The 10631-nt window shown below is 73.7% G+C and carries 10 protein-coding genes; 3 read left to right on the top strand and 7 right to left on the bottom strand.

Annotated features, from left to right (window positions below; translation table 11 throughout):
• The 4 genes from AB0399_RS32345 to AB0399_RS32330 all read right to left on the bottom strand — a co-directional run.
• A partial coding sequence (locus AB0399_RS32345; RefSeq protein ID WP_366413753.1) for a transcriptional regulator occupies positions 1-567 on the bottom strand: 567 nt, incomplete at its 3' end.
• A 152-nt stretch (positions 568-719) separates the two neighbouring features.
• Positions 720-1130 (bottom strand): hypothetical protein, encoded by a 411-nt coding sequence (locus AB0399_RS32340; protein ID WP_366413751.1) that lies wholly within the window; start codon positions 1128-1130, stop codon positions 720-722.
• Positions 1131-1294: 164 nt separating this feature from the next.
• On the bottom strand, positions 1295-2131 hold the full coding sequence (locus AB0399_RS32335) for an alpha/beta hydrolase (RefSeq protein WP_366413750.1): 837 nt from the start codon (positions 2129-2131) through the stop codon (positions 1295-1297).
• A gap of 133 nt (positions 2132-2264) precedes the next feature.
• On the bottom strand, positions 2265-2723 hold the full coding sequence (locus AB0399_RS32330; RefSeq protein ID WP_329371819.1) for a cupin domain-containing protein: 459 nt from the start codon (positions 2721-2723) through the stop codon (positions 2265-2267).
• A gap of 136 nt (positions 2724-2859) precedes the next feature.
• On the opposite strand from AB0399_RS32330, the gene AB0399_RS32325 reads away from it, so the two are divergent.
• Positions 2860-3474: a TetR/AcrR family transcriptional regulator gene (locus tag AB0399_RS32325; RefSeq protein WP_366413749.1), complete on the top strand. Its 615-nt coding sequence runs from the start codon at positions 2860-2862 to the stop codon at positions 3472-3474.
• A 69-nt stretch (positions 3475-3543) separates the two neighbouring features.
• Here the strand turns inward: AB0399_RS32325 and AB0399_RS32320 are convergent, their stop codons facing one another.
• Positions 3544-4941, bottom strand: coding sequence for an NADP-dependent succinic semialdehyde dehydrogenase (locus tag AB0399_RS32320; RefSeq protein ID WP_366413748.1), 1398 nt, complete (start codon positions 4939-4941; stop codon positions 3544-3546).
• A 337-nt stretch (positions 4942-5278) separates the two neighbouring features.
• On the opposite strand from AB0399_RS32320, the gene AB0399_RS32315 reads away from it, so the two are divergent.
• Positions 5279-6937, top strand: a complete 1659-nt coding sequence (locus AB0399_RS32315; protein WP_366413747.1) for a hydrolase — start codon at positions 5279-5281, stop codon at positions 6935-6937.
• Between the two features lie 7 nt (positions 6938-6944).
• On the opposite strand, the gene AB0399_RS32310 is transcribed toward AB0399_RS32315, so the two are convergent.
• Both AB0399_RS32310 and AB0399_RS32305 read right to left on the bottom strand, forming a co-directional pair.
• Complete coding sequence (locus tag AB0399_RS32310) at positions 6945-9062, bottom strand: SpoIIE family protein phosphatase (protein ID WP_366413752.1); 2118 nt, start codon at positions 9060-9062, stop codon at positions 6945-6947.
• Positions 9063-9239: 177 nt separating this feature from the next.
• Positions 9240-9596, bottom strand: coding sequence for a hypothetical protein (locus tag AB0399_RS32305; RefSeq protein ID WP_366413746.1), 357 nt, complete (start codon positions 9594-9596; stop codon positions 9240-9242).
• A 466-nt stretch (positions 9597-10062) separates the two neighbouring features.
• On the opposite strand from AB0399_RS32305, the gene AB0399_RS32300 reads away from it, so the two are divergent.
• Positions 10063-10494, top strand: a complete 432-nt coding sequence (locus AB0399_RS32300; RefSeq protein ID WP_366413745.1) for an NTP pyrophosphohydrolase — start codon at positions 10063-10065, stop codon at positions 10492-10494.
• The last annotated feature ends 137 nt before the right edge of the window (positions 10495-10631 follow it).

Here is a 10631-nt window from a genome sequence, read left to right as displayed (position 1 = left end):
GTGGGCGAGGTGGTGTAGAAGGGCTGGCCTGCCAGCGGCTCGGTGACCCGGCAGCGCAGCCAACCCGCCTCGCGCCGCCCGGTCCTGCGGCAGCCGAGGGTCGTGCCGGGGCCGTACGGGTGCCGCGTCGAGCTGGGGGCACGGCCACAGCGTGTCCAGGAACCGGCGCCGCCTGCGGGACTCCCGCTCCACCTCGCTCAGCGGCACCGGGCGCACCGGCCCGAACCAGTGCGCGGCGCCGTGCCGGAACCGGGTCGGGCCGCCGGTGGGCGCCAGCACGAAGAAGGCGGCGTCGAAGAGCGTGCCGAGTTCGCTGATCTCCAACTCCCCCTCGGACAGCCGGTGGTGGTCCAGCAGCCAGCGGGCGGTCCGGCCCTGCGCGCCGCCCTGGCGCACCGCCTCCTGCCACGCCTCCGCGGACAGCCGGCCGCCGACCGTCAGCAGCACCTCGATCCCGGGCGCGGCCGGGCTCTCGGCGTGCACCACCGCACCGTCGAGGAGGTAGAGGGTGCCGGTGTCGCGCAGCAGCGCCCCGGTCGCACGCTGCTCGGCGAGGCGCACCAGCATCGGGGAGAGCGGTGTGGCGGGGCCGGGGGCGTCGGAGGCAGGCGGGTCGGGGGCTGGTGCGGGCCGGTCGGGGGCGGGCCGGTCGGGGACCGGGGCGAGGGCGGCCGGGGGCGCACCGGGTACGGCGGGGGTGTCGGGGGCGGGGGCGGCCGTCATGCGAGCACCAGCCGCTGGGCGAGGTCGCGTATCCGGATCAGCGCGAGCGCGAGGTTGGCGTGCGACTTGTCCAGCCATAGGTGCAGGAACACCCCGCCCTCGTACGGGGCTTCGACGAAGCGCAGCAGGTGGTAACCGGTGCGGGTGACCACCACGACGTCCTCGACCAGCGGACCCTTCTCCCCCGCCGCGCCCGCCTCGGCGACGGCCTGCGGGCCGGCGAACACCGGGTGCTCGGCGGCGGCCCGCGCGAAGTCGGCGGTCTGCGCGGCCATCGCCTCATGGTCGCCGTCCGGCGCCTCCCCGACCTTGCCGAGCGCGAGTCCGCTGATCCACTCCACCAGCGCGGCGCCCCTCGCCCCCGGCAGCGTCATCGCCTCGAGCAGGCACTCGTCGATCCCGGACACACGACTCCCCTCGGTGCAGGGCCCGTTGGGCCACCGCCGACTGGGCGGTGACGAGCAAGTTACGCACCGTGCCACCCGGTTCGGGGAGTTCTGGCATTTTCCACTGGTACGTGCGGGGCGCTGTTCTAAGATGCCCCTCCGCACACCGTCGCCGGCTGCCGGGTTCAGCCCCGCGTCGTGGCGAACTCCCAGATCACCGGCAGGAATTCCTCGGGCGTCTCCACTTGGGGCATGTGGCCGGTGCCGGGCAGCGGCACGAACTGCGCGCCCGGGACGGCCTGCGCGAAGGCCCGCCCGTAGTCGGTGTCCACCACCCGGTCGCTCTCGCCCCACAGCACCACCGTCGGATGATCGACCTTCGCCAGGCGCTCGCGCAGCGTCGGGTCCCCCATGTCCGTGCCCGCGTATGTCTGGAGCGCGGCACTGTTGGCGGCGGCGACCGCGCGCTGCTCGTCGGACAGCGCGGAGGGGTCGAAGCGGAACTTCGAGGGGTCGTGGAAGGAGAGCCGGGACAGCTCGACGGGCGTCAGCCCGCGGGTGTCGGCGACGGGGTGGCCCGGCACGCGGATGCCGACGCCGTTGACGATGGCGACCCCGGCGACGCGGTCGCTGCCGAGCAGGGCGAGTTCGGCGGCGATCCAGCCGCCGACGGAGTTGCCGACCACGATGACGTCGTGGACGTCGAGCGCGTCGAGCAGCGCCGCGTAGACCTCGGCGACACCCGCCGGATCGCTCAGCCAGCCGGGCCGGGCGGTGCCGCCGAAGCCGGGGTGGACGGGGGTGATCACCCGGGCCGGCCGCTCGTCGGCGAGCCGGCGGGCGAACGGCGCGACGGTCTGCGGTCCGCCACCGCCGTGCAGCATCAGGAAGGTCCGGCTCCGGTCGTGGTCGTGGTCGTGGTCGTGGTCGTGGTCGTGGTCGTGGTCGTCGATGGTGACGGTGAGGTCGAGGGTGCCTCCGCTCACGGTGAGGGCGAGCGTGCGGGTGGTGGTGCTGGTCATCGGGTTGCTCCTCGGGCGGATGCGGGCGGGTCGAGTCGGTGCGATGCGAGTCGGTGCGGGTCGAGCCGGGTCAGGGCCGGGCAGGACGCGGGCCGGTCGGCGGCGAGGGGCCGACGGCCGGAACGGCCGCAGCTCACGCGAAGTCGTCGGCCGGCACGGTGGCGTAGCGGCTCATGGTGCGGATGGTCGCCTGCCGGTCCAACTGCTGGCCGGCGGCGATCATGTCGCGCAGGTCGCGGAAGTACCGCACGTACAGGTCGGGCGTGAAGGTGTTGAGGACGACCGCGGGTTCGTCGCCGTGGTTGGCGAAGGTGTGCGGTGCGCCGGGCGGGACCATCGCGAGCGACCCGGCCGGTGCGACGTGGACGGTGTCGCCGACGGTGAAGTGCACGGTGCCGGAGACGACGTAGAAGCCCTCGTCGTGCTCGGCGTGCCGGTGCTGCGGCGGGCCCTCGGTGTGCGGGGCGATGGTGATCTCACCGATGCCGAGCCGGTGCCCGGTGGTGGCGCCGTCCTCAAGGATGCGCATCCGGGTCCCGCCCAGCTCGATCACCTCGCCGCCGTCGGGGCCGATCACGGAGACCTCGGTCATGGCTGCCAGCTCCTTCACTCATTCGTAAGAGTTCGCTCTCACAAAGGTAGGACGCTCGCTCTCATCATGCAAGTCAACTCTCATGAAGAGAGTCCAGTGCTACGATGAAGGCTGACAGACAGGAAGGAACGGGACGATGACCGCACCGGCCGCCACCGGGCGCAGCAACCAGAAGAAGCGCACCCGCGCGGCGATCATCGCCGCCGCGCGCGACCTCGTCGGGTCCGGCCGCGAGGTGACGATGCCGGAGATCGCCCGCGCCGCGCTGGTCTCCGAGGCCACCGCCTACCGGTACTTCCCCGACCTCGCCTCGCTGATCGGCGAGGCGCTGGCCGGCGCTTGGCCGGAGCCCGCCGACGCGCTGGCGCCGGTCGCCGGGTCGACCGATCCGGTCGAACGCGTCGCGTTCGCCTGCGCGTTCCTGCTGCGCGGCACCCTCGCCCGCCAGGGCGCGGTGCGGGCCATGATCGCGGCCACCATCACCCGCCCCGAGGCGGCGAGCGCCCGGCCGGGCATCCGGTTCGGGCTGATCGAGCACGCCCTCGAACCCGTCCGCGAGGCGTTCCTGGCGGCCGACCCCGAACGGCTCGCCCAGCTCGAACGCGACCTCGCGGTGGCCGTCAGCGCGGAGGCGCTCTTCTGCCTCACCGACCTGTGCGGGCTCGCCCCCGACGCGGCGATCGCCAGCGCGGTGCGCACCGCCTCCACCCTGACCGCGGCCGCGCTGCGCACCCTGCCGGACCGGCCCTGACACCGGCGCGGAGAGGTTCCGCCGCCCTCCGCGCCAGTACGGCCCGCACGCCGCCGCGCCCTGCTCCGTTCAGCGCCCGAACCACACCGTGGTGACGTTGCAGAACGCCCGGATGCCCTGCGCGGACAGCTCCCGGCCGTATCCGGAGCGCTTCACGCCGCCGAAGGGCAGGGCGGGGTGGGAGGCGGTCATCCCGTTGAAGAAGACACCACCGGCTTCGAGGTCGCGGGCGAAGCGGCGCTGCTCGTCCGCGTCGCGGGTCCAGACGTTGGAACTGAGCCCGAACGGCGTGTCGTTGGCGAGCGCGACGGCCGCGTCGAGGTCGGGCACCCGGTAGAGGGTGGCGACCGGGCCGAACGCCTCCTCGCGGTGGATGCGCATCGCGTCGGTGACGCCGGCGAGCACGGTGGGCTCGTAGTACCAGCCGTCGGGGAGTGCCGCGGGGCGGTGGCCGCCGCACAGCGCCTCGGCGCCCCGGGACAGCGCGTCCTGGACCAGTTCCTCCAGGTCGGCGCGGCCCTGCTCGGTGGAGACCGGCCCGACGTCGGTGGACTCGGCGGTCGGATCGCCGACGGTCAGCCGCTCCATGGCCGCCACGAAGCGCTCGGCGAACGCGTCGTACACGTCCTCGTGCACGATGAACCGCTTGGCCGCGATACAGGACTGGCCGTTGTTCTGCACCCGGGCGGTGACGGCGGTGGACGCGGCGGCGTCGAGTTCGGCGGCGGCCGACGGCATCACCACGAACGGGTCGCTGCCGCCGAGTTCGAGCACCGTCGGCTTGATCGCGTCGCCGGCCGCCGCGGCCACCGCGCGGCCGGCGCCCTCGCTGCCGGTGAGGGTGGCGGCGGCCACCCGCGGGTCGCGCACCACATCCTCCACGGCGCCGGAACCGATCAGCAGCGTCTGGAAGCAGCCCTCGGGGAAGCCCGCCCGGTGGAAGAGGTCGCCGAGGTAGAGCGCGGTCTGCGGGACGTTCGAGGCGTGCTTGAGCAGGCCGGTGTTGCCCGCCATCAGCGCGGGCGCGGCGAAGCGGATCACCTGCCACAGCGGGAAGTTCCACGGCATGACCGCCAGCACGACGCCGAGCGGGCGGTAGCGGACGACCGCGCGGTGCGCGCCGCTGTCGGCCACGTCGGCCGGGTCGGGGTGCTCGTCGGCCAGCAGCCCTTCGGCCCGATCGGCGTACCAGCGCATCGCCTTGGCGCACTTGGCGGCCTCCGCGCGGGCGGCAGCGAGGGTCTTGCCCATCTCCGTGGTCATGGTCCGCGCGATGGTGTCGCGCTCGCTGTCCAGCAGGTCGGCCGCGGCGCGCATCAGTGCGGCCCGGGTGGCGAAGTCGGTCTCGCGGTGCTCCCGGAAGGCGCTCTCCGCCCGGGCGATCCGCTCCTCGACGGCGGCCGCGTCCATCGGCTCGAACGTCTTGAGGGTCCGGCCGGTGGCGGGGTCCACGGTGGCGATGGGCATCTGCTGCTCCTCCTCTGCCCCCCGGTGCGGTGCTGTGCCGTTGTCGTGCCCCTACCCGGGTGCCGTGCCGATACCCGTACCAGCGCCGGGTGCCCGCGGGCCCGGAGCCATCGTCACCCGCCGCGGCCCGGTCCGCGACAGCACGGGGGCCACCGTGGTGGCGCCCGGGACCGCCGCGCACTCGTGTGCTTCGAGGGACGTTCACCGATTCGTCACACCAGACACATGCTTCTCGGGCTCTACGCGCGGAGAATCAGGTGGCGCACCATGTACCGCACCCGCACGCCCGCTTCCGATGACGGTTCCCCCCTGCACCCCCCCACCTGGAGGTTGACGGATGCCCGCTTTCCGAGTCCCTGGCACCACCGGCTCGCCCCGCAGATCCCGTACCGCCGACGCCGACCGGGCGCCGCGGCTGCCGCGTGTCCCGCTGGTCCCCCGCAGCCGCGTGCTGGTCGGCGCGATCGCCGCGCTGGGCGCGGTGGCCGCGCTCGGCGGTCTGGGGCTGTCCGGCGGCAGCGCGCAGGCCGCGGCCGACCCGCGGACCGGGGCCGCCCCGGCCGCCGCCGCGACCCACCGCGTGCTGTTCGACAACACGAAGGCCGAGACGGCCGGCAACGCCGACTGGATCATCAGCACCAGCCAGCCCGACCCGCTGGGCGAGAACTCCTCGCCGAGCAAGGAGACCGACTGGACCGGCGCGCTGTCGTCGTGGGGCGTGGCCCTGCAGAAGGCCGGCGGCTACCAGTTGGCGACGCTGCCGTCCGGCAAGACCATCACCTACGGCGACTCCTCCAACCCGCAGGACCTGAGCAACTTCGACGAGTTCGTGCTCGACGAGCCCAACACCCAGCTGAGCGCCGCCGAGAAGACCGCGGTGATGACGTTCGTCAAGAACGGCGGCGGCCTGTTCCTGATCTCCGACCACAACGGCAGCGACCGGAACAACGACGGCTACGACTCGCCGAAGGTGATCAACGACCTGCTGACCAACAACGGGGTGGACAACTCCGACCCGTTCGGCTTCTCCGTGGACCTGCTCGACATCAGCACCGACACCCCCAAGGCGATCAGCGACAGTTCCGACCCGGTGCTGCACGGCCCGTTCGGCACCGTGACCGGCAGCATCATCGCGGACGGCACCACCTTCACCCTCAAGCCGGCCGACAACTCGGCCGTCAAGGGGCTGCTGTACCGCACGGGTTACTCCGGCAACACCGGCGCGTTCTTCGTCACCAGCACCTTCGGCAGCGGCCGGGTGGCGATCTGGGGTGACAGCTCGCCGGTCGACGACGGCACCGGCCAGTCGGGCAACACCCTGTACGACGGGTGGAACGACACGCGCGGCACCGACGCGGCCCTCGCGCTCAACGCCACCGCGTGGCTGGCCGGCGGCGGCAGCGGCGGCACCACCGGAGGCACCAGCTCCGGCACGTCGTCAGGCGCGTCGTCAGGCACCTCCTCCGGTACGTCCTCGGGCACGTCGTCCGGCTCCACCACCGGCTCCACCACGGGCGGTTCGGGCGGCTGCACCTCCGCGCAACTGCTCGCCAACCCGGGCTTCGAGTCGGGCAACACGGGCTGGACGGCGAGCAGCAAGGTGATCACGAACGCCACCGCGGAGGCCGCGCACACCGGCTCGTACAAGGCGTGGCTGGACGGCTACGGCACCGCCACCAACGACACGTTGTCACAGAGCGTGTCCATCCCGTCCGGCTGCTCCGCCTCGTTGAGCTACTGGCTGCACATCGACACCGCGGAGACGGGCACGACGGCGTACGACACGCTGACCGCACAGGTGCTCAACTCCTCGGGCACGGTGCTGTCCACGCTGGCGACGTACTCCAACACGAACGCGGCGTCCGGCTACACGCAGCGCAGCTTCGACCTGAGCGCGTACGCGGGTCAGACGGTGACGGTGAAGTTCACCGGCGTGGAGGGGTCGAAGCTCCAGACCTCGTTCGTCATCGACGACACGGCGCTGAACGTGAGTTGAGCACGGGTCAGGCGGTGGGGTCGGTGTCGGTGACCCCGCCGCCGCCCCCGCCGCCCTCCCCCTCGGCCCTCTCGTCGCTCTCCCCGTCCTCGTCGCCCTCCCCGTCCTCGCCGTCCTCGCCGTCCTCGGGGCCGAACTCGCACCACACGGCCTTGCCGTCGCCGCGCGGTTCGACGCCCCAGTTGTCGGCGAGCGCGTCGATCATCAGCAGGCCGCGGCCGGAGGTGGCGGCCTCGCCGGGGGTACGGCGGCGCGGCCAGACGCTGGAGCGGTCCTGCACGGACAGCCGGACCCGGCGCACCGGTTCCGGCAGCACTTCGAGGGTGAGGACGGCGCCGCCCTCCGTGTGCAGCAGGACGTTGACGAGCAGTTCGCCGGCGGCCAGCTCGATGTCGTCGGACAGGTCGTCCAGCTCCCAGGCGGTGAGGGCCTGGCGCAGCGCGAGCCGGGCGTCTGCCAGCCCCTCGGGGTCGGCCTGGTGGACGTACTGGTGGATGCGGGGCGCGCGGGTGGTGCCGGGGTCCGGGGAGCGGCGCAGGATGAGCAGCGCCACGTCGTCGTTGGAACCCCAGCGCTGCCAGAGGTTGTCGGCGAGGTGGTCGGCCAACTCCTCGGCGCGCTGCGGGCCGTGGTGGACGGCCTCGGCAAGCGCCTCCATGCCGATGGTGATGTCCGCGTCGCGCTCCTCGACCAGGCCGTCGGTGCAGAACACCAGGGTCTCGCCGGGGACCAGGTCGAGCCGGGTCTCGGGGAACTCCTGGAGGTCGAACGAGGTGGCCAGGCCCAGCGGGAGGCCGCCGCGGACGTTCGGCCAGCCGGTACGCCCGTCGGTGTGCCGGATCAGCGGGCCGAGATGGCCGGCCCTCGCGGTCCACAACGTGCCGGTGGTGAGGTCGAGTTGGGCGTATCCGCAGGTGGCGAAGCGCTCGGTGTCGAGTTCGGCGAGGAAGCGGGAGGCCCGGGCCAGCACGGTGGACGGCGGGTGTCCCTCGGCGGCGTAGGCGCGCAGGGCGATCCTCAACTGGCCCATCACGGCGGCCGCGTGGGTGTCGTGCCCCTGGACGTCGCCGACCACCAGGCCGACCCGGTTCTGCGGCAGCGCCACGACGTCGTACCAGTCGCCGCCGACCTCCCGGCCGCTGGAGGCGGCGTGGTAGCGCACCGCGATCTCGGCGCCGTCGAAGCGCGGGACGTGCCGGGGCAGCATCGTGGCCTGGAGTCCGGTGGCGAACTCGCGTTCCTGGTCGAAGAGGATGGCGCGCTGCAGGGACTGGGCGAGGATGCCGGCCAGCGCCGCGCACAGCTCCCGGTCCTCGCGGCTGAACCGGGTGCGGCCGCGGTAGAAGAGGGCGAGCCCGCCGATGGAGTGGGACTGGGCGATCAGCGGGAGGAAGGCGCAGGCGTCCATCCCGATCTTCTCGACGAACGGGCGCGCCAACGGGAAGCGGGCCTCCAGTTCGTCGTTGTCGGCGAAGAACTGGGGCTGCTGGGTCAGCACGGTGTCGGCGAGCGGCAGTGACTCGATCAGCCGGACCGGCTTGAACGAGGGCACCCCGCGCATGAGTTCGCCGGCCGTGGCGACGAACCTCATGTTGCTGCCCTCCACCAGCGAGAGGGTCAGCCCGTCCGCGCGGAACCGCTCGACGCCCCCGACGCCGGTCAGCACGGCGGTGACGTCGTCGATGGTGACGGCGTGCGAGAGCGCCTCGGTGATACGGCCGACGATCGAGGAGAAGCTGTGGCGCGGCGGCACCTCGCCGTCGGCGGGGGCGGCGGCGGGCGGGGCCTGGGTGAGGTCGTCGGTGGCGTCCCTGACGATGCCGACGACGCGGTGCGCGTAGCCGTGCTCGTCGCGCAGGATCGTGCCCTGGGTGTGGGTCCACTGCTTGACGCCGTCCCGGCGGGTGATCTGGAAGTAGCCGCCGTAGCTGCGCCGGCCGGACTGCATGGCGCGGCGCAGCTCGCGGTCGATCCGGTCGCCCTCCTCGTGGGTGACGCGCAGCACCAGCGCGTCGGGGCTGCGGTTGAACTCCTCGGGCCGCAGGTCGAACACGCGCAGCCCCGCCTCGTCGAGGTCGAAGACGCCCTGGTCGAGGTCCCAGTCGAAGCTGCCCATGCCGTTCATGGCGAGCCGCTCCTCCGGGCCGATCGCCGGGGAGACGGGACGGCCGGAGACGGAGGGGCCCACGCGGGGGTCGTAGCGGCCGCGGGCCAGGCGCTTGCGAGCTGTCATCCAACTGCTCCGGGGTCGGGCCGGGGACCGGGGACCACGTACGCGCGACGCATCACCAGGGTGGCTTCGTCACTTTCGGGGACGGTTATCGCTTTTGCCGGAATGATGGTCATCATGGCCATTATCACCCGATGACGGACGCGACGTGCGGGAGCGGCCGTGCGGGCGGTCCGAGGGAGGGGGCGGGGGCGGGGACGGCGGCGAGCCGACGGTGGGGCCGAGGGGCGCGAGGAGGGTCGGGGTGAGGACGCGCAGCGCGACCAGGCCGGGGCGGGCGGGCCACGGGACGGGCGCCTCGACGCCGGGAAAGCGCTCCACCAGCGCGTCGAAGACCCGGTAGGCGCTGGCCTCGTCCCGGGCGGTGATCACGACATGGGCGAGGCCGTCGGCGCCGCCGAGGCGCTGCGCGGGGACTCTGCGGTCCATGGGCACGGGTTCGGCTCCCTTCCTCGGGATGGGGTTGCCCGGAGGGACATGGCGGATGGGGACACGGTTGCCGATCCTCACCGGGTTCACCCGCACGGGCCGCGGGCGGCATGCCCGCGGGGGCATCGGGTAAGCGACAGGGCGTCGATCGCGGGGCGCGTTCACGTCCCGTGCCGTACCGACCTGGGAGGACATGATGACCGAGCCATTCCCGACGCCGACGCCGCCGCGCCCCGGCGGCCCCTCGCCGGGTCCGGACCCGACGCCGGGACCCGGACCCGGACCCAGCCCCGTACCGAACCCCACGCCGAACCCGGTACCCGGGCCGGCTCCCGATCCCGTTCCGACGCCTCCCGGCCCCGAGCCGACACCGCCCTCCCCCGCGCCGGACCCGATCCCGCCGACACCCCAGCCCGAGCCGGCCGCGCCCCCGCTGCAGTGAGGCGCGTGTGCGAGGGTGGGGGGCGTGACCGAACGACCACTGCTCGTCGTCGACGGCGCGAACGTGGTCGGCTCCGTGCCGGACGGTTGGTGGCGCGACCGGTACGCGGCCGCCGAGCGCCTGCGTGACGCTCTCGTGCCCTACGCGACCGCCGGGCTTCCCGCGGACGGCCCCGCGCCGCCCTGGACGGTCGGCGTCCCCCTGGACGTGGTCCTCGTCGTGGAGGGCGCGGCCCGCGGGGTCGGCTCCGTCCCCGGTGTGACGGTCCGCTCCGCGCCGGGCAGCGGTGACGACCTCATCGCCGAGGTGGCGGCGGAGGCCCGCGCAGGCGAAAGCGGCCACGGGGGCGAAGCCCGTCCCTGTCTCGTGGTCACCGCCGACCGCGGCCTCCGCTCCCGCGTGGTCGCCGTGGGCGCCGACGTCACGGGCCCCCGCACGGTGAGACGGCGCCCCTGACCCCCCGGGCTGCCCCTTTCCCGGCCCCGGGACCACCCGCGCCCCTGGGTTGCTGCGGCTCCTTCCGCAGCAACCCAGGGGCGCGGGGAACTGCGCGACAAGCCCACCACCGGCGGGTGGTCCCTCAGCCGACAGGA

This window comes from Streptomyces sp. NPDC088194, assembly GCF_040702025.1.
GTDB lineage: Bacteria > Actinomycetota > Actinomycetes > Streptomycetales > Streptomycetaceae > Actinacidiphila.
Note: the sequence above shows the minus strand (reverse complement) of the source record. Positions and strands in the feature narration are given on the sequence as shown.